At 72.5% G+C, this 18,081-nt stretch carries 15 protein-coding genes; 3 read left to right on the top strand and 12 right to left on the bottom strand.

The window, feature by feature from the left end; all coding sequences use genetic code 11:
- Positions 1-137 precede the first annotated feature (137 nt).
- From cobT to AB0E05_RS05200, 6 genes are all read right to left on the bottom strand, one after another.
- Positions 138-3,842 carry a nicotinate-nucleotide--dimethylbenzimidazole phosphoribosyltransferase gene (gene cobT / locus AB0E05_RS05225; protein WP_361959003.1) on the bottom strand — a complete coding sequence of 1,235 codons (3,705 nt, stop codon included), beginning with the start codon at positions 3,840-3,842 and terminating at the stop codon, positions 138-140.
- 343 nt (positions 3,843-4,185) lie between these two features.
- On the bottom strand, positions 4,186-5,427 hold the full coding sequence (gene cbiE / locus AB0E05_RS05220) for a precorrin-6y C5,15-methyltransferase (decarboxylating) subunit CbiE (RefSeq protein WP_361959000.1): 1,242 nt from the start codon (positions 5,425-5,427) through the stop codon (positions 4,186-4,188).
- A gap of 202 nt (positions 5,428-5,629) precedes the next feature.
- Positions 5,630-6,265 carry a GNAT family N-acetyltransferase gene (locus AB0E05_RS05215; RefSeq protein ID WP_361958997.1) on the bottom strand — a complete coding sequence of 212 codons (636 nt, stop codon included), beginning with the start codon at positions 6,263-6,265 and terminating at the stop codon, positions 5,630-5,632.
- Positions 6,266-6,593: 328 nt separating this feature from the next.
- Positions 6,594-7,430: a MetQ/NlpA family ABC transporter substrate-binding protein gene (locus AB0E05_RS05210; protein ID WP_361958994.1), complete on the bottom strand. Its 837-nt coding sequence runs from the start codon at positions 7,428-7,430 to the stop codon at positions 6,594-6,596.
- Positions 7,431-7,520: 90 nt separating this feature from the next.
- Positions 7,521-8,273 (bottom strand): methionine ABC transporter permease, encoded by a 753-nt coding sequence (locus tag AB0E05_RS05205; protein ID WP_361958991.1) that lies wholly within the window; start codon positions 8,271-8,273, stop codon positions 7,521-7,523.
- Positions 8,270-9,337, bottom strand: a complete 1,068-nt coding sequence (locus AB0E05_RS05200) for an ATP-binding cassette domain-containing protein (RefSeq protein WP_361958988.1) — start codon at positions 9,335-9,337, stop codon at positions 8,270-8,272. The genes AB0E05_RS05205 and AB0E05_RS05200 overlap by 4 nt, the downstream gene beginning before the upstream one ends.
- Positions 9,338-9,966: 629 nt before the next feature.
- Between AB0E05_RS05200 and AB0E05_RS05195 the strand changes: the two genes are divergently transcribed.
- Positions 9,967-10,326: a hypothetical protein gene (locus tag AB0E05_RS05195; protein WP_361958985.1), complete on the top strand. Its 360-nt coding sequence runs from the start codon at positions 9,967-9,969 to the stop codon at positions 10,324-10,326.
- Positions 10,327-10,438: 112 nt separating this feature from the next.
- Positions 10,439-10,789, top strand: a complete 351-nt coding sequence (locus AB0E05_RS05190) for a hypothetical protein (protein WP_361959117.1) — start codon at positions 10,439-10,441, stop codon at positions 10,787-10,789.
- Positions 10,790-10,862: 73 nt separating this feature from the next.
- Here AB0E05_RS05190 and AB0E05_RS05185 read toward each other — a convergent pair whose 3' ends face one another.
- From AB0E05_RS05185 to AB0E05_RS05175, 3 genes are all read right to left on the bottom strand, one after another.
- Entirely contained in the window at positions 10,863-11,366 is a 504-nt protein-coding gene (locus AB0E05_RS05185; protein ID WP_361958982.1) for a GNAT family N-acetyltransferase, read from the bottom strand.
- Positions 11,367-11,391: 25 nt separating this feature from the next.
- Entirely contained in the window at positions 11,392-11,958 is a 567-nt protein-coding gene (locus tag AB0E05_RS05180; protein WP_361958979.1) for a sigma-70 family RNA polymerase sigma factor, read from the bottom strand.
- 140 nt (positions 11,959-12,098) lie between these two features.
- Positions 12,099-13,277, bottom strand: a complete 1,179-nt coding sequence (locus AB0E05_RS05175; RefSeq protein ID WP_361958977.1) for a glycerophosphodiester phosphodiesterase — start codon at positions 13,275-13,277, stop codon at positions 12,099-12,101.
- A 179-nt stretch (positions 13,278-13,456) separates the two neighbouring features.
- On the opposite strand from AB0E05_RS05175, the gene AB0E05_RS05170 reads away from it, so the two are divergent.
- On the top strand, positions 13,457-14,224 hold the full coding sequence (locus AB0E05_RS05170) for a lysophospholipid acyltransferase family protein (RefSeq protein WP_361959114.1): 768 nt from the start codon (positions 13,457-13,459) through the stop codon (positions 14,222-14,224).
- 80 nt (positions 14,225-14,304) lie between these two features.
- Here AB0E05_RS05170 and AB0E05_RS05165 read toward each other — a convergent pair whose 3' ends face one another.
- From AB0E05_RS05165 to argH, 3 genes are all read right to left on the bottom strand, one after another.
- Complete coding sequence (locus tag AB0E05_RS05165; RefSeq protein ID WP_361958974.1) at positions 14,305-15,846, bottom strand: MFS transporter; 1,542 nt, start codon at positions 15,844-15,846, stop codon at positions 14,305-14,307.
- Positions 15,843-16,394 (bottom strand): helix-turn-helix domain-containing protein, encoded by a 552-nt coding sequence (locus AB0E05_RS05160; RefSeq protein WP_361958971.1) that lies wholly within the window; start codon positions 16,392-16,394, stop codon positions 15,843-15,845. Before AB0E05_RS05160 ends, AB0E05_RS05165 begins: the two co-directional genes overlap by 4 nt.
- A 117-nt stretch (positions 16,395-16,511) precedes the next feature.
- The gene (gene argH / locus AB0E05_RS05155) at positions 16,512-17,942 is read right to left on the bottom strand and encodes an argininosuccinate lyase (protein ID WP_361958968.1); all 1,431 of its coding nucleotides are present in this window, start codon (positions 17,940-17,942) and stop codon (positions 16,512-16,514) included.
- Positions 17,943-18,081: the final 139 nt, after the last annotated feature.

The following is an 18,081-nucleotide window of genomic DNA, read 5'->3' as shown; positions in this document are numbered from 1 at the left end:
CCGCGTCGACGTTGAAGCGGCTGGTGGGACGGTGTTTTTACAGGGCACCTTACGGGGCGTTCGACGCGCTGCGCCGCGCGGGAGCGCCGTCCGCCCCGGAGCGGGGTGCTCCGGGGCGGTGGTGGCGGCGCCTACGGCTACTTCTCGGTGACGCCCGCCGAGTCGAAGGTGGCGACCTCGTGCATGGCGCGGGCCGCGCTCTGGATGATCGGCAGCGCGAGGAGCGCTCCAGTGCCCTCGCCGAGGCGGAGGTCGAGGTCGACGAGCGGGCGCAGGCCCAGCTTGTTCAGGGCCGCCACGTGGCCGGGTTCGGCGCTGCGGTGACCCGCGATGCACGCGGCCAGCGCCTCCGGTGCCACGGCCCGGGCGACCAGGGCCGCCGCGCCGGCGGACACCCCGTCGAGCACGACCGGCGTGCGCAGCGACGCGCCGCCGAGGATGAAGCCGACGAGGGCGGCGTGCTCCAGGCCGCCGACGGCCGCGAGGACGCCGACCGGGTCCGTGGGGTCGGGCGCGTGGAGTTCGAGGGCGCGGCGGACGACGTCGACCTTGCGGGCGTGCATCTCGTCGTTGATGCCAGTGCCGCGGCCGGTGATCTCGGCCGGGTCGCTGCCGGTGTAGACGCAGATCAGCGCGGCGGAGACGGTGGTGTTGGCGATGCCCATCTCACCGGTCAGGAGCGCCTTGTTGCCGGCGGCCACCAGGTCGCGGGCGGTCTCGATGCCGACCTCGATGGCGGCGAGCACCTCCTCGCGGGTGAGCGCGGGGCCGGTGGTGAAGTCGGCCGTGCCCGCGCGGACCTTGCGCGGCAGCAGACCGGTCGTCGCCGGCAGTTCGGCGGCGACGCCGACGTCGATCACGCACACTTCGGCGCCGACCTGGGTGGCGAAGGCGTTGCAGACCGCCCCGCCACCGAGGAAGTTGGCGACCATCTGGCTGGTGACCTCCTGGGGCCAGGCGGTGACGCCCTGGGCGTGCACCCCGTGGTCGCCGGCGAAGACGGCGACGGCCGCGGGCTCCGGGACGGGCGGCGGGCACATCCGGGAAAGCCCGCTGAGCTGGGCGGAGATGATCTCCAGCATGCCGAGGGCGCCCGCGGGCTTGGTCATCCGCTTCTGCCGCTCCCACGCCTCGCCGAGCGCCTTGGCGTCCAGCGGGCGGATGCCGGCGACGGTCTCCTGGAGGAGGTCCTGCGGCTGGGCGCCGGGCAGGGCGCGTCGACCGTACGTCTCCTCGTGGACGACCCACGACAGCGGGCGGCGCTTGGACCAGCCGGCCTGCGCCAGCTCGGGCTCCTCGGGGAACTCGTCGACGTAACCGACGCAGAGGTACGCCACGACCTCCAGGTGCTCGGGCAGGTCGAGGGCGCGGACCATCTCGCGCTCGTCGAAGAAGCTGACCCAGCCGACGCCCAGACCCTCGGCGCGGGCGGCGAGCCACAGGTTCTCCACGGCCAGGGCGGCGGAGTACGGCGCCATCTGCGGCTGGGTGTGTCGGCCGAGGGTGTGGCGGCCACCGCGGGTCGGGTCGGCGGTGACGACGATGTTGACCGGCGTCTCCAGGATGGCCTCGACCTTGAGTTCCTTGAACTGCTTGGCGCGGCCCTTCGGAAGCGACTTGGCGTACGCCTCGCGCTGGCGCTGCGCCAGCTCGTGCATCGCGGTGCGCGTCTCGGCGGAGCGGATGACGACGAAGTCCCAGGGCTGGGAGTGGCCGACGCTGGGGGCGGTGTGGGCCGCTTCCAGGACGCGCAGCAGGACGTCGTGCGGGATGGGGTCGCTGCGGAAGCCGTTGCGGATGTCGCGGCGTTCGCGCATCACGCGCAGCACGGCCTCGCGCTCCGCGTCGTCGAACGCGGGGGCGGGCGGGGTCTGCGGGGCCTGCTGGCCCTGCTCCGCGGCGGCCTCGGGCTCAGGTGCGGACTCGGCCTCGGGCGCGGGCTCCGGCTCGGCCGTGGCCATGGGCTGGGGCGCCGCGTCCGGCTCGGCGCTCTCGGCGGGCTGCGCCGTCTCGGCGGGCTGCTCGGTCGCTTCGGGTGCGTCCGCAGCCTCAGGGGCCTCAGGGGCCTCAGACGTCTCAGGGGCTTCGGGGGCCTCAGGGGCCTCGGGGGCCTCAGGGGTTTCGGATGCTTCAGCCGCCTCGGGTGCCGGGCCTTCCTGGGCCGGGTCTGCGACCTGCGCGGCCGGCTCAGGCGCGGCTTCCGGCGTCGCTTCTGCGGCCGGCGCGGCCTCGGACTCCGGTACGGCTTCCGGCTCGGCGCCTTCGGCGTGCTGCGTCGCCTCGGCCGACAGCGGCTCCGGCTGCTCCACCACGGGTGCCTCAGCCTGCGGCTGCTGCGGCTGCTGCTCGGCGGGCTGCTCCGTACCGGCGTCGGACTCCGGCTCCGTCACCGCTTCGGGCGCGGCGACGGCCTGCGGCGCCGGCTCCTGCGCAGCAGCGGGCTCCGCCGTCGGCGCGGGGGCGGTCGCCGCGTCCTCCGGGACGACCGTTTCTGCCGGTACGGGTGCCTGCACTGCCGGAACGGGAGCCGGAGCGGGAGCCTGGGCAGGGGCCTCGGTCTGCGGCGGCTGGGCGTCCCAGGGTGCTCCGGCCTGCGGCGGAATCTCGCCGAGCTGCGGGCCGACGGAGACGGAACCGGTCCCGTCCCCCGGGACGTCCAGGTACTCGGGACCGAGGGTGGGCGGACCGGGATGGCTCTGCACGGTCAGCGGGTGGGGGGCCACGCCGGCCGGCCCGCGGTCGGCCAGCGAACGGACCACGCCAGCGGACGGGTTCGGTACGGGCGGACCCATGTGGAGGGGACGGTGAGACGGCTGAGGCGACGGCGCGGCAGCAGCGGCGGCGAACGCGGGGACGGGCTGCTCGACGGGCACCTGCTCGCCCGGCTGCGCCTGCTGCTCAGGGGCGGCGGCCTGCTCGGGCGCAACGACGGCCTCGGGCTGGGCCTGCTCGACCTGCTCGACCTGCTCGACCTGGGAAGGGTCGACGGGGAGCGCTTCAGCCGGAAGCTGCTCCGCGGTGTTCGGCTCGGCGGCGGGGACCTGCGCGGCCTGCTGCTGCGGCGCGCCGGGGACCTCCGCCACCTGCTGTATGCCCGGCGCGGGCGCGGCCCCCTGCGGAACGGGCTGGGCGACGGACTCCGGGGAACCCAGGTCCGTGGGCGCGGCGAGCTCGGGAGCGGGCACCACGTCCGTGGCGGCGACCGCCTCCTGACCGGGCGTCACGACGGGGGCCGCGGCCTGCTCGGGGGAGCCGAGGTCCGTGGGGGCCGTGGCCTCCGGCGCCACCGGCAGCGGGCCCTGCGGCGCCTCGACGAGCTGTGCCCCGGCCTCGACGACCGGAGCCTGTGCTGCCGGAGCCGCCGGCTCGGCGGCGGGCTGGGGACCGGTCACGACAGGGGCCTGCTGCTGCGGAACGGCAGCGGCCACGGGCGCGGCCGGTACGCCACCCACGGCCTCGGGCTGCTCCGGCGCAACGACAGCCTCGGGCTGAACGGGCTGAGCCGGCACGGCCGCGCGCGGAGCCTGCGCCACGGGCACCGGCTGCACGGGCTGAACGGCCTGCACCGGCTGCACCGGTTGGACGGGCTGGATCGGCTGTACGGGCTGCACCTGAGGCGCCGGCTGCATCTGCGGGACGGGCACCCCCGGCTGGGTGGCCTGCGGATCGCTCCAGGCGCCCTGCGCGCCCGGCATCAGCAACAGGTCGTCCTCTTCCGTCGGGGGGTGCTCGGAGGGGGCCGCGAAGGCGTACGCGTCAGGACCGGGGACCCCCGGCTGCCGCTCCACCACGCCTGCGTTCTCCGGCAGCCCCTCGCCCGGGATCTGACCGGTGTCAGTCATGCGTACCCCTCGCCCCATCGCTTGTGATCCTTCGCCCGTCGCCGAACGCCCGATCGCGGCACGCCTGACGCCCGTCTACAAGAACGAGCTTGTGCGCCACGCGGCACGATGGCCCCACGGACTCCCAGCATTCTCGCGGCCGTTCGCGGACCTGGCAGTCAGATCCGCCACGGTCCGCTGTGGGCTGCGCCACGTTGCGCGACCCCGGTTACGACGTACCACATACCGGATGCAAAGCGACACTCCATTTCCGGTAGTCCCGGACATCATCACCGAACAAGCGATCGACATCCAGTGCGGCACAACGGTCGATCAGCCTACCTCGCGCCGCTGACAACCATGGTCACCGGGCACGTTCCGGCTGGCTTCCGCCGACCACGAAAACGACGGATCGTTCCCGCTCGGACCAGCCCTGCGGATCGACGTCGACAGCCTGCACGAAGGCGCAGTCGACGACGTAACCCCCGGCCGCGAGGGCGGTGCACAGCGCCTCCGCCTCGCCGCGGGTGGCGGCGTGCGTGACGATGCGTTCGGGGCGCCGCTCGACGCAGGCGGTGACGACCGCCGCTCCCCCGCCGCCGATGCGTACGACGTCCGGTTCGGGCAGCCGCTCCAGGACGTGCGGCGCCCGCCCGTTGACCACCTGCGCCTGGACGCCCGCGCGCCGGGCGGCGGCGTCGGTGCGGGCGCAGGCTGCCGGGTCGGCGTCGACGGCGATCACGGCGGCGCCGAAGCGCGCCGCCTCGACCGTCAGCGCGCCGTCGCCGCAGCCGATGTCCCAGACGAGGTCGCCGACGCGCGGGCCCAGCCGGGCCAGTTGCAGGGCCCTGAGCGGCGGTGAGCCGCCCTCCCCGCGCCGGCCGGTCGCGCCGTCCGCGCCGTCGGCGTACGCCTGCGACGGCAGTGCCCAGCCGCGTACGGAGTGCGGGAAGGCGGGCTCGCGGCCCGCGATCCAACTGCCGCCGGGGGCCGGTCCGCTGACCGCACCGCCGACCACGATCACCACGTTCGGATCGCGCCACATGTGGTCGGCGGCCTTGTCGGAGGTGACGACGGTGACCTCCTCCCGGTCGGTGCCGAGCTCCTCGCAGATCACGAAGGTGCGGTGGATCCCGTCGAGCAGCAGGGCCAATTCGGCGGGGCCGGCGCCCGGGGCGGTGAGGACGGCGACCTTGGGGTGCGCACGGCACACGTTCACGGCGCGGCGCAGCGTCCTGGGGTGCGCGACGACGACCTGGGCGTCGTCCCAGGGCATGCCGGCGCGGGCGAAGGCGGCGGCGACGGAGGAGACCGCGGGCACGACCTCCACCTCCAGGCCGTGCTCGGGGGCGCGCAGGGTGCGGACGACGCCGAAGAAGCCGGGGTCGCCGTCGGCCAGGACGACGGCGCTGCCGCGGTGCCCCGCGATCCGACGGGCGGCGAGGTCGACGCTGCCGAGGCGGATGCGCTCGGCTCCGTGGGGCACTTCGGGGAGGGCGAGGTGGTGGGCCGCGCCGGCCACGAGGGTGGCGGCGCCGAGTGCGGACCTGGCCGCGGCGGTGAGGGGGGAACCGTCCCAGCCGATCACCGTGACGCGGTCGGCCATGCTCGTCAGTCTCCCTGGTGTCGTCGCAGGTGGAGGCGCCCGGTACAGACACGGGCAGGCAGAGGGTACCGGTAGGAGGGCATCGGCCAGAACCGTTCGGGAACCGACGGGGACATCGAATCAGGTGCGGGTCGGCCGCTGCTACCGGACCGAACGATTCGAGCCGCGGCGCCGGGCGTCCGTCGGCCCGGGGGGCGTGCGATCAGCCCCAGTCGGGGAAGGAGGCGTACCCGGAGTCGCCGGCCGGCTCGGCCACCCCGTCCAGGTCCTCCGGCAGCAGGCTCCACACGATCAGGTCGGTGCGGAACTCGGCCCAGGTGCCGTCGTCGACCTGGCTGCGGGCGATCCAGGCGTTCCGCAGCACGCCCTCGCTGATGCAGCCGATCTTCTGGGCGACCTGCTGGGCCGCGGTGTTGTCCGCGGCGGTGCGCAGTTCCAGGCGTTCGAAACCCTGGTCGCGGAAGAGCCACTTGGCGACGGCGAGCACGGACTCGGTCGCGTAGCCCTCGCCGCGGGCCCAGGGGGCGGTGACGTAGGAGATCTCGGTGGCCCGTACGCGCCAGTCGGTGTGGGTCAGCGTCACGGCCCCCACCAGCCGCTGGGTCAGGAACTCGGTGACGGCGAGCGCGACGCCCCGGCCTTCGGTGCGCTGGGCCGGCGCTATCGCCCGGACCCACAGCGCGGCGTCCGCGGTGGTGAAGGGGTGGGGCGCCGTCGTCCAGGCGGTCACCATCTCGTCGTTCATCATCTCGGTGTGCGCGGGGACGTCGGCGTCCTCGAAGGGGCGCAGCACCAGTCGTTCCGTACTGATCGACACGTCCGGAAAGGTGGTTGTCATGCGCCGCTCCGTATCCAGGGCCGGTGGGACCAGGCGACCAGTGGCCTGCCGAAAGGCCCAGCATGCAGCATGCCCTCCGCGAACCGCACCACAGGGTGGTGCGGTCACGCGCTCCTTCGCGCCCCCGCGGCCCGGCGACGGGTCGCTCGTGCAGTTCCGCCCCCGGCGCCCTGGACACACGCGCCGTTTCCCTGGGGGTGTGTTGGCCCCTGCGGGCACATCGTGGTTGATCGCGCAGTTCCCCGCGCCCCTGTTTCCTTGCCCCGCCACTTCGTCTGCGGGCTGGGGCAGGGGTTTCAGGGGCGCGGGGCCTACGTGCGGGCCGTGATCAGAACGCGGGGATGACCGACCCGTCGTACTTGTCCTCGATGAACTTCTTCACCTCGGGCGACTTCAGCAGCTTCGCGAGCTTCTCGATGCGCGGGTCCTTCTCGCCACCCTCCTTCACCGCGAGGAAGTTGCCGTACGGGTTGTTCTCCGCGGACTCCAGGGCCAGCGAGTCGTTCTTGGGGCTGAGCTTGGTCTGCACCGCGTAGTTGCCGTTGATCACGGCGGCGTCGACGTCGTCGAGCGCCCGGGGCACCGCGGCGGCCTCCAACTCCTTGAAGGTGAGCTTCTTGGGGTTGGCGGCGATGTCCTTCGGAGTCGCGGCGTTGCCGGCGTCCGGCTTCAGCTTGATGAGGCCGTTCTGCTCCAGGAGCTTGAGGGCGCGGGCCTCGTTGGTGGTGTCGTTGGGCAGGGCGACGGTGGCGCCGTCCTTGAGGTCGGCGAGCTTGTCGACCTTGTTGGAGTACAGGCCCAGCGGCTCCAGGTGGACGGTGACGACCGGCACGATGGTCGTGCCGTTCTTCTTGTTGAAGTCGTCCAGGTACGGCTTGTGCTGGAAGAAGTTGCCGGCCACCTCGCCGCTCTGGGTGGCGGTGTTGGGGGTGACGTAGTCGGCGAACTCCTTGACCTCCAGCTTGAGGTCTTCCTTGGCGGCCAGGTTGTCCTTGACGAAGCCGAGGATCTCGGCGTGCGGGACGGAGTTGGCGGCGATCACGATCGGCTTCGAGGGATCGGCGTCGGCGCCCGTCTTGGCGTCGTCGTTGCCGCAGGCGGTCAGGCCGAGGGCGAGTGCTCCGACGGCGAGGACGGTGGTGGTGATCTTGGCGGTGTTACGCACGAAAAGTGCCTTTCTCCATGGGTGGTGCGGTGATGCGGACCCGTGCGGGTCGGGGGTGGGTCTTGGGCCGGTCTTACGGATCAGGCTGGATCAGTTGCTGCTCTTCGAGAGCTCCAGGTCGAGCTCGGCGCGGTGGTCCGCGCGGTTCTTGAGGAAGCGCAGCTTGGGCGCGGGGCCGTTGCCCCGGCCGCGGCGGTGCAGCCTGAGCGCCGTGTAGTCGCCGGCGAGTTGGATGACGGAGATGACGACGGCGAGCACGCCGACCGTGATCCACATCATTTCGGTCTCGAAGCGCTGGTAGCCGTAGCGGATGGCGATGTCGCCGAGTCCGCCGGCGCCGACGGTGCCCGCCATGGCGGAGTAGCCGATCAGCGCGATGACGGTGGTGGTGGCGCTGGAGATCAGCGAGGGCAGCGACTCGGGCACCAGCACCTTGCGGACCACGGTCCAGGTGCTGCCGCCCATGGACTGCACGGCCTCGACGAGCCCGCCGTCCACCTCGCGCACCGCGGTCTCCACGAGCCGGGCGAAGAAGGGGATGGCGCCGATCGCCAGCGGTACGATCGCGCCCTCGCGGCCGATGGTGGTGCCGGTGATCGCCTTGGTGAAGGGCATCAGGGCGACCATGAGAACGATGAACGGCATCGACCGGGTCACGTTGACGATCTGGCCGATCACCTTGTTGGCGAAGGCGTTCGCGGCCATCCCGCCCTTGTCGGTGAGGACGAGGACGATGCCCAGCGGGAGCCCCACGACGACGGCGATGAGGGTGGACCAGCCGACCATGTACAGCGTGTCCCAACACGCCTGTTCCAGCAGCGGCTGCATCTCGGACCAGGTCACTGGGCACCTCCCTTCGACAGGGCCACGGCGGCGGGCGCGGCGCCCGCGGCAGCGGCGTCGGTCTCCGTCACGACGTCGACCTGGAGCCCCTGTTCGCGCAGGAAGCCGACGGGGACGACGTTCTCGTCGAAGCGGCCGGGCAGCTCGATGCGCATCCGGCCGACCTGCTTGCCGCCGACGGTGTCCATCGCGGCGCCCAGGATCGAGATGTCGATGTTGTACGTACGGGAGAGCTGGGAGATCACCGGCTGGGTGGCGGCGTCCCCGTGGAAGGTGACGTCGACGACGGTGCGGTCGGCGCCGGAGGCCCGGCCGCTGACCGGGAAGAGCGCGGTGGCCAGCTCGGACCCGGGGGTGGCCAGCAGTTCGCCGACGGTGCCGGACTCCACGACGCGCCCGTGCTCCATCAGCGCGGCGGAGTCGCAGACCGACTTCACGACGTCCATCTCGTGCGTGATGAGCAGGACCGTGAGGCCGAGGCGGCGGTTGAGGTCGCGCAGCAGGTGGAGGATGGAGCGGGTGGTCTCCGGGTCGAGGGCGCTGGTCGCCTCGTCGGAGAGCAGCACCTTCGGGTCGCCGGCGAGGGCGCGGGCGATGCCGACGCGCTGCTTCTGACCGCCGGAGAGCTGGCTGGGGTAGGACCGGGCCTTGTCGTCCAGGCCGACCAGGTCGAGGAGTTCGAGCGCCTTGCGGCCCCGCTCTCGGCGGCTCAGGCCGAGGATCTCCAGCGGCAGTTCCACGTTCTCCTGCACGGTCCGCGAGGACAGCAGGTTGAAGTGCTGGAAGACCATGCCGATGCGGCTGCGGGCCTCGCGCAGTTCCCTGCCGGCCCGCGGCCCCTTGCCGGCGAGCGCGGTGAGGTCCCGGCCGTCCACGGTGACCGTGCCGGACGTGGGTCGTTCCAGCAGGTTCACGCAGCGGATCAGCGAGGACTTGCCGGCGCCGCTCTGGCCGATGACTCCGTACACCTCGCCTTCCTTGACGTGGAGGTCGACGCCGTCCAGGGCGGTGACCTCGCGTCCTCGCGAGCGGTAGACCTTGGTCAGGCCCGTTGTGGTGATCACTGGGTAAGTCCGTCACTGTCGAGTGCGCGGCAAGGTCGTCGCCGGGCACGGGCTTTGGTCGTCACACCGTCAGTGGCTGCACTGCCGGGGGCCGCGCACACACGCTCTCGCCGGGCGGAGGGATGTGGGCCGGCCGCCCGGGTCCGAAGGTCCGGGGCGGCGGGGACGACAGGTGCGCTGGCAGCTGTGGCCCCGATCGGGGCGGAGTGGCTGCGCGGTTCTCACTTCGGGGCGCGAGGTACGGTTCGGGGGCCCTCAGTGGTCGCACATTCGACACATACAACGAGCACCGGGCGTCATGTTCGCCTCGGTCGCAAGGATGCGGCTGCTCGTCGTGGTCATGGCGGTAAGTAAAGCAGACGGCCCGTGGGAGAAAACCCCTCCGTCCGAATAGCGGACAGGGTGCCCACGGCACGTGGCTGCCGCAGTCAGCCGGCCCGGTGCGCCCTCTCGCCCGTACTCCCCCGCGCTGACCTGCATCGATGCACCGCCGGGCGGACCGAGGGCCGGGCACGGGCGCCTCTGGGCACGGTGGCGGGTTGTGGCCAAGGCCACGGAGGGCCCGTACGGCGGCACGGGCCGCGGGGTCGCCGGCCGTCGGCCCTTCGGGCCGTAATACGCTCGGGGCCATGCTCGACGCCCTCACGATCGCGATCTGCGTGACCGCGCTCGCCCTCGCCGCCTGGTGCGGTCACGCCGCCTACCGCGACCAACCCACCAAGGACTGGCACTTCATCGGCATGGCCGTGGTGTCGCTGTTGGCGCTGGTGCAGCTGGTGGTGGGCAGTGTGCAGCTCGCACAGGGCGAGGAGCCGAGCCAGGGGTCGACGATCTTCGTCGCGTATCTGATCGGCTCGTTCGCGACCGTGCCGGCGGCGGGCGTGCTCTCGCTGGGCGAGCGGACCCGCTGGGGCTCCGCGACCGTCGCGGCCGGCGGGGTCCTCCTCGCCGTCCTCGAAGTACGGCTCATCGACATCTGGGGAGGCTGAGATGACCGAACCCACCCCCGCTCCCACCCGCGCCGACCGCGCCGCGTCCGACGGCGGGAGCGGCAAGCTGGTGCAGGGCCCCGGCCTGCTGCTGGTCTGGCTGTACGGGGTGATGTCGGTGGGCGCGGTCTCCCGCTCCCTCTTCCACATCCTCACCGACTTCGACAGCGCCCCGCTCGCCCACAGCCTCTCCGCGGTCGCCGCCGTGGTGTACGCGTTCATCACGTACACCCTGGTCCGCGGCGGGGAGACGGCCCGCAGGGCGGCGCTGGTGTGCTGCGCCGCCGAACTCGCCGGCGTGCTGATCGTGGGCACCTGGACGGTGCTGGACCCCGGCGCCTTCCCCGACTCCACGGTCTGGTCCGGCTACGGCTGGGGCTACGTCTTCATCCCGGTACTGCTGCCGGTGACCGGAATGGTCTGGCTGCGGCGCGCCCGCGCGCAGTCCGCGGCGGCCGCGTAGGAGCTGTCCCAGGACGAAGCTTCCGCAGGGAAACGGCAGCTTCGTCCAGCGGCACACGGGAGCGGGGCGTGGTTCAGGCGCTGGTCACGAAGGCCGTGCTTGCGGAGTCCTTCTCCAGCGTGACCACGGTCAGCTCGGGGCCGACCTCCTCACGGGCCACCGGCACGTAGCCGTGGTTGCGGTACAGCCGGAGGTTCCCGTCGCTGCGGTGGCCGGTGAAGAGCTGGAACTTGCGGGCGGCTGCCGCGTCGGCGAAGTGCGCCTCGATCGCGGCGAGCAGCCTGCCGCCGAGGCCGTGGCGCTGCATCCGCGGGTGCACGATCAGCTTGGCGATCCGGGCGGTGCCGGTCTCGTCCAGCCGACCGCGCACGGACGCCACCACCTCGTCGCCGAGGCGGGCCACCAGCGCGTGCCCCTGCGCGATCTCCGCGCGCAGCTCGTCCAGCGACTGGGTGAGCGGTTCGATGGCGTAGTCGCCGTACAACTCCGCCTCGGACTGGTAGCACAGGTACTGGAGCTTGAGGATCCGCTCCGCGTCCTCCGCTCGCGCCGCTGAGATGGTCACGCTCATGCCCATGTGCGCACGCCTCCCGCTCAACTGTTCATTCCGGTTGTCTACCGCTGTGCATTCCCCCATGTTCAGGAGCCGCAACCCCCGCCGCGAGCATTCTGCGCAGACATCCCAGGCAACGGGAACGCATGGGTCCTAGACTTCCCTGTGAGATACCCAACTCTCCTGCGATTTCCCGGTAAGTGGGGTCTTTCGGCGACAACATCGCAGCCAAGAGGCGCGGACAACCACCGGGCGTACGGGCGACGGCCGCCCGCACCGCGCGGACGCGTTCCGCTCTGAGCACCGCGGCCTCCGGGCCGCCGCGGGGATCCCACGGCCCGTCAGGGGCGGCGCCGAGGCCGAGGGGGCGCTCCCGAGCGGCCCTGCGCCGGGCCCGGCGCGCCTCGGCCCGCACCGCGGAACGCACCCAGCGACCGGGGTCCGGCGGCGGCCCCTCCCCGCCGAGCCGCTCCAACAGCCGCACCCACACGGCTTGTTCCAGATCCCCCGGCTCGACCTCCGCGCCGGGCGCCTCGGCCCGCACCTCCGCCACCACCAGCGGGCGCAGTGCGCCCACCGCGGCCTCCACCGCTCGCCCCGCTTCCATCGGCGTCATGCCCGGCGGGACGCACCCGGCGCCGGCCGGGGTTGCCGCACGGCGGCCGACTCACCCGTACGGGGAAGCCGGGTCCATCGACCGCCGTACCGGCGCCCGCACGACCGTGCGCCGGTCGCCTGCGTCTGTCTGCGTCTGCGTCAGTCGCGGACGTCGGCCGCGGCCAGCAGCCCGGTGTCCGGGTGGTCGGTGAAGATCCCGTCGATGCCCGTCGCGAAGTAGCGGCGGTACGCGCCGAAGACGTCCCCGTACACGTTCGGGTCCACCCCCGGCGCCGCGTCGTGGTCGCGCTGGAAGTCGGCCGGCAGGAAGGCGTTCTCGTTCCGCAGGGTGTACGGGTGGACGATCAGCTTCTGCCGGTGGGCGTCCTCGACCAGCGCGGTCGGCTCCCCGAGACGGCCGTCCGCCCCCTTCGGTATCACCAGCTCCAACGTCGGACCGATGCCCTGCGCGTACGACGCGATCCACGCCAGCCCTCGGGGCGTGACCAGGTCCGCCACCGTGCGCGGATCCCCCGCCTCGACGAAGTCCCACGGCCGGGTCCTGGCGCCGGACAGCAGCACCACGCGCGGCGCGGACACCAGCCGGGCCATCCGCTGCATGCTGCTCGGCTCGAACGACTGGAGGAAGACGGGCGCGTCCCTGCGGTCACGGCCGTAGCGCCGCAGCAGCTTCGCCAGCGGCTCCTCCAGGCCGAGGCCGATCCCCCGGAAGTAGCTGGGGTGCTTGGTCTCCACGTGCAGCCACACCGGCTGCCGCCGACGGCGCCCCTCCCGCTCCGCCCAGCGCAGCACCTCCTCGAAGCTGGGGACCGTCCAGCGTCCGTCGTACAGCGTGTTGTCGCGGCGGGTGCCCGGGATGCGCTCCTTGGCGCGCAGCGTCTTCAACTCGGCGAGGGTGAAGTCCTCGGTGAACCACCCCGTGACGGCGGTGCCGTCGATCGACTTCGTGGCGCGCCGGGCGGCGAACTCGGGGCGGTCCGCCACGTCCGTGGTGCCGGTGATGTCGTTCTCGTGACGGCAGACGAGATGGCCGTCCTTGGTGGGCACCAGGTCCTGCTCGATGACGTGCGCGCCCATGTCCAGGGCGAGCTGGTACGCGCCGATGGTGTGCTCGGGCCGGTAGCCGCTGGCGCCCCGGTGCGCGATGACCGTGGGGTGCGGCAGGTCCCGGTACGAGCCGTGCGGGCGGCCCCGCTCCGTGCTGCCGCGGCCCGCCGCGTGGGCCGGGGCGGCGCCCGCGCCGACCGCGGCCGTCCCCAGCACCGCCGCGCCGAGCAGCGTGCGCCGTCCGGGTCGTCCTTCCGGGCTCTGTGTCATCGCGATTCCTCCAGGTCGTGGCCGGTTCCGCGCCGGGTGCGGACCCGGGCGGAGCGTGCGTTCCCCGGCGGCGCGCCGGGGCGGGGCCGACGCTAGGAAGCGATGCGTACCGCTGGGAAGACCCGGGGCGAACGCCGTGCGAACACGGATCAACACCGTGCATCCGGTGTGTGAACCCGATGTGCGGGGAAGGTCGACCCGCGAGTATCGTCCTCACCTGCACTGACCGCACCGAAACCGCTCGCCGAACCTGGTCGCCTTCGGAGGCCCCGTTGTCCCGCTTGTCGCTCATCAAGGCCGTCCTAGGACCGGTCCTGCGCCTGATGTTCCGTCCGCGCGTGGAGGGCGTGGAGAACATTCCCGGTTCCGGTCCGGTCATCCTCGCCGGAAACCACCTCACCTTCATCGACTCGATGGTGCTGCCGCTGGTGTGCCCGCGCCCGGTGTACTTCATCGGCAAGGACGAGTACGTGACGGGCAAGGGCCTCAAGGGCCGGCTGATGGCGTGGTTCTTCACCGGCGTCGGCATGGTCCCGGTCGACCGGGACGGCGCGAACGGCGGCGTCGCCGCGCTGATGACCGGGCGTCGGGTGCTGGAGGAGGGCAAGATCTTCGGCATCTACCCCGAGGGCACCCGCTCCCCCGACGGACGGCTGTACCGGGGGCGCACCGGCATCGCCCGGCTCACCCTGATGACCGGGGCGCCCGTCGTGCCGTTCGCGGTCATCGGCACCGACAAGCTCCAGCCGGGCGGCACGGGCCTGCCGCGCCCGGGCCGGGTGGCGATCCGCTTCGGCACGGCGATGGAGTTCTCCCGCTACGACGGCATGCACCGCGACCGCTACGTCCTGCGGGCCATCACCGACTCGGTGATGGCCGAGGTGATGGTCCTCTCCGGGCAGGAGTACGTCGACATGTACGCCACCAAGGCGAAGGAAGCGGCGTAACCCGCAGACTGCGAGCGCCGAAAGGCCGGGCCCGTCTTCCACGGGCCCGGCCTTTCGTGCACTCGAAGGGGCGCGGGGCGTCAGGGGTGCTCGACCCCGTCCGCCAGTCGCTGGCCCCGCAGCAGGAACCAGGCCGTGACCGCCGTGGCGATCAGCACCGTGGCACCCACCGCACCGGCGATGTGGAAACCGTCGGTGAAGGCGTCCCGCGCCGCCTCCAGCAGCGCCGCGGACTGCTCCTGCGGCAGCGCCGCCGACGCCTCGGCCGCGCCGCCGAGCGAGTCACGGGCCGCTTCCACCGCGTCCGACGGCACGCCGGGCGGGGCGGTGAAGTCGCGGTAGGCGCTGGTGACGACCGAGCCCAGGACGGCGATGCCGAGCGCCGCGCCCAGTTCGTACGCCGTCTCGGACACCGCGGACGCCGCACCCGCCTGCTCCTTGGGCACGCTGGAGAGGATCACGTCCGCCGTCACGGTGAACGCGAGTCCCGCGCCGAGGCCGCCCAGGAGCAGCCCCACGCCGAGCGCCGCAGCGCCGGTGCCCGCCGTGAGCAGGGTGCCCGCGCCGAGCGCCGCGCCGAGGGCGGTGAGCCCCACGGCCACCGTGCCGCGCACGGACGTGCGCCGGGCCACCCGGCCCGCCAGCAGACCGGCGACCACCGCGCCGATCGCCGCGGGCAGTTCGATCAGACCCGCCTGGAGCGGGGTACGGCCCTGCACCAACTGGAGGAACTGCGAGAGGAAGAAGACCAGGCCGGACAGGCCGAGGATGGTCAGCAGATCCGCCAGCACCGCGCCGGAGAAGCCGCGGTTCCGAAACAGCCGCACGTCCAGCAGCGGCGAGGGCAGCGTCAACTGACGGCGTACGAACCAGGTCAGGGCCAGCGCACCGAGGGCGCCGACCAGCAGGGCGACCGCGCCGATGCCGTGGATCGCCAGCTCCTTGATCGCGTACACCACGGCGACCATGCCGATCAGCGACAGCGCGACGCTGGTCAGGTCCCACGGGCCCGGATTCGGATTGCGCGACTCCGGCAGCAGCTTGCTGCCGACGACCACCAGCAGGGCCATCACGGGGAGGTTGATCATGAAGACCGAGCCCCACCAGAAGTGCTCCAGCAGGAAGCCGCCGACCACGGGACCGACGGCGGCACCGGCGGACGCCGCGGCGGCCCAGATGCCGACCGCGAGACTGCGCTCCTTCGGGTCGTCGAAGATGTTCCGGATCAGGGCGAGGGTGGACGGCATCAGGGTGGCACCCGCGACACCGAGCAGCGCCCGGGCGACGATCATCATCTCGGGGCTGGACGCATAGGCATTGATCACGGAGACCGCGCCGAACGCGACCGCACCCGTGAGCAGCAGCTTCTTGCGCCCGATCCGGTCACCGAGGCTGCCCATCGAGATCAGCAGACCCGCAATGACGAACGAGTACACGTCGCCGATCCACAGCAGCTGGGTGCCGGACGGCTTCAGGTCCTCGCTCAGGAAGGGGGTGGCGAGGCCGAGCACGGTGGCGTCGACCGCCACCAGCAACACGGCCAGCACCAGGACCGCCAGCGCGAGCCAGCGGCCGGGCGCCTTGACGGTCGCCCCCGTCGCCAACTGGTCGGTACTGGTCATTTCTCCACGCTCCGTCGGGTGATACCGCCGAGTACCATCTCGGCGATCATGTACGAGTAGTCCTTGGCGGCGACCCGGCCGCTCTGCACCGACCAGGCGTACGTGCTCATCAGCCCGTACAGCGCCTCGGTGATCCAGGCCGCCGTGAGGTCGATCCGGAACACGCCCTCTTCTTGGCCGCGCCGGACGAGCCGGCAGATGCGGGCGTCGGACTTGTCCCAGCCCTCGTTGACCTCTCCTTCGAAGAGCTGGTGCTCAGTGATCAAGAAGGAGAGGAGCGGGGCGCAGCGCTCGGACTCGGCGACGAGCCGCCGCAGCGCCTCCGCCGCACTGTCCTCGTCGAGCCGGGCGGCCTCCATGGCCGCCTCGATCTCGCGCAGGCCGAAATCCTCCAGCGCCCGCACCAGGGGCTCCCGCCCGGCGAAGTGCCGGTGCAGGGTGGCCCGCCCCATGCCCGCGGCCTTGGCGACCTCGTCCATGGTCGCGGTGGGCTTCCGGGAGAGCAGGGTGGCGGCAGCCCGCAGGACCTGTTCACGATCGACCGTCATGAGACGATAGTACCTCACGTGAGACATGAATGTCTCATCGCGGGCGGGAAAGCACTTCGCCGCCGCCCGCTGGTGCGGGCGGCGGCGAGGAGGGTGCCGAGCGGTCTGCTGTGGGAGTTACGAGAGCTTGGCGGTGGCCCAGGCGTGCTGGGTCACCAGGTCGGCCTTGACCTCGGCGAGCTGCACGGCCACCGCGGAGGGTGCGGTGCCGCCCCGACCGCTACGGGCGGCCAGGGCCCCCGGCACGTTCAGCACGGAGCGCACCTCGGGCGTCAGGTGCTCGGAGATCTTGGCGAACTGCTCGTCGGTGAGCTGGTCCAGCTCGATGCCGTGCGCCTCGCACTCCTTGACGCACTCCCCAGCGACCTCATGGGCGACCCGGAACGGCACGCCCTGCTTGACCAGCCACTCCGCAATGTCCGTCGCCAGGGAGAAGCCGGCCGGGGCCAGCTCCTCCATGCGCTCCCGGTGGATCGTGAGGGTGGCCATCATGCCGGTGAACGCGGGCAGCAGCACCTCCAGCGTGTCGCAGGAGTCGAAGACGGGCTCCTTGTCCTCCTGGAGGTCGCGGTTGTACGCGAGGGGCAGCGCCTTCAGCGTCGCCAGCAGACCCGTGAGGTTGCCGATGAGCCGGCCGGACTTGCCGCGCGCCAGCTCGGCGATGTCCGGGTTCTTCTTCTGGGGCATGATCGACGAGCCGGTGGAGAAGGCGTCGTCGAGGGTGACGAAGGAGAACTCCTTGGTGTTCCAGATGATGACCTCTTCGGCGATCCGGGAGAGGTTCACCCCGATCATCGCGGTGATGAAGGCGAACTCCGCCACGAAGTCACGGGAGGCCGTGCCGTCGATGGAGTTGCCCGCGGAGCCCCGCTCGAAGCCGAGGTCGGCGGCGACGGCCTCCGGGTCGAGACCGAGGGAGGAGCCGGCCAGCGCCCCCGAACCGTAGGGCGACACCGCGGTGCGGTCGTCCCACTGCCGCAGGCGCTCGGCGTCCCGGGAGAGCGCCTGGACGTGCGCGAGGACGTGGTGGGCGAAGAGCACCGGCTGGGCGTGCTGGAGGTGGGTGCGGCCCGGCATGGCGACGTCCGGGTGGGCCTCGGCGAGCCCGACGAGGGCGTCCTGGAGTTCGGCGATCAGCCCGCCGACGATCCTGGCGTGGTCCCGGAGGTACATCCGGAAGAGGGTGGCCACCTGGTCGTTGCGCGAGCGGCCGGCCCGCAGCTTGCCGCCGAGATCGGGCCCCAGGCGCTCCAGGAGGCCGCGCTCCAGCGCGGTGTGGACGTCCTCGTCGGCGATGGTGCCGGTGAAGGAGCCGTCGGCGACGTCCGCGGCGAGCTGGTCGAGCCCGGCGATCATCCGGGTGAGTTCGTCCCTGGTGAGCAGCCCCGCCTTGTGCAGCACTCGGGCGTGGGCACGGGATCCGGCGATGTCGTACGGCGCGAGCCGCCAGTCGAAGTGGACGGAGGCGGACAGCTTCGCCAGCGCCTCGGCCGGCCCGTCTGCGAACCGGGCACCCCAGAGCCGGACGTCACCGTTGTTGCTGCTCACAGCTTTCAAGCTCCTCATGCAGATGGATGTACGGCCGTCCCCCCGCCGCGCAGGAAGCGGGGAGACGGCCGGTGAACGACTCGGGGCGCCCCGGGTCACGCCGGGCACCCGTGCCCCGGGCGTCTTGACGGTGTCGCGT

The organism is Streptomyces sp. NPDC048057 (genome assembly GCF_040653095.1).
Lineage (GTDB): Bacteria > Actinomycetota > Actinomycetes > Streptomycetales > Streptomycetaceae > Streptomyces.
The sequence above is the reverse complement of the archived record's forward strand: the minus strand, read 5'-3'. Positions and strand labels throughout refer to the sequence as shown.